Source organism: Flavobacterium sp. ABG, from assembly GCF_001027725.1.
GTDB lineage: Bacteria > Bacteroidota > Bacteroidia > Flavobacteriales > Flavobacteriaceae > Flavobacterium > Flavobacterium cupriresistens.
In genome coordinates this window covers 1-454 of sequence record NZ_LEKS01000074.1, presented here as the reverse complement: position 1 = coordinate 454, position 454 = coordinate 1, and the positions used below count along the sequence as shown (strand labels likewise).

Annotated in this window: 1 protein-coding gene; it reads left to right on the top strand. The window is 37.4% G+C overall.

Translation table 11 applies throughout. The features are described from left to right. Positions 1–312, top strand: a 312-nt coding sequence (locus AB674_RS21730; RefSeq protein WP_047779386.1) for an MFS transporter, incomplete at its 5' end; no start/stop codon positions are given. Between the last annotated feature and the right edge of the window lie 142 nt (positions 313–454).

Here is a 454-nt window from a genome sequence, read left to right as displayed (position 1 = left end):
AGCGCTGACTATTCAGAATGGAAACAAGGAAGGCGCGCTACTGGACTCGTATTCTCCGCTTCTTCGATGTCTCAAAAATTTGGATGGACTATTGGAGGCGCCGCAACAGGATGGCTTTTGGGATATTACGGTTTTCAGGCAAATATTGAGCAAACTGCAGTTACCCAAAACGGAATTCAACTGATGCTAAGCATTCTTCCAGCGGCCGCCGCAGTCATTTCAGTACTTTTTATCTTGTTCTACCCGCTTACTGAAGAAAAACTGCAGACTATTGAACAAGACCTTAACAACAAAAGAAATTTAACTAATTAATACTTGATTTAGAACTTTCAATCATGAATACAAAAACAATAAATACCGATTTCCAAAAAAGAAAAATTGAAATTGAAAATGAATTTCAACAACTAATTGAGCAAAAAAATGAGCCTCAATCTTCTGTTGGGAACGGTATATT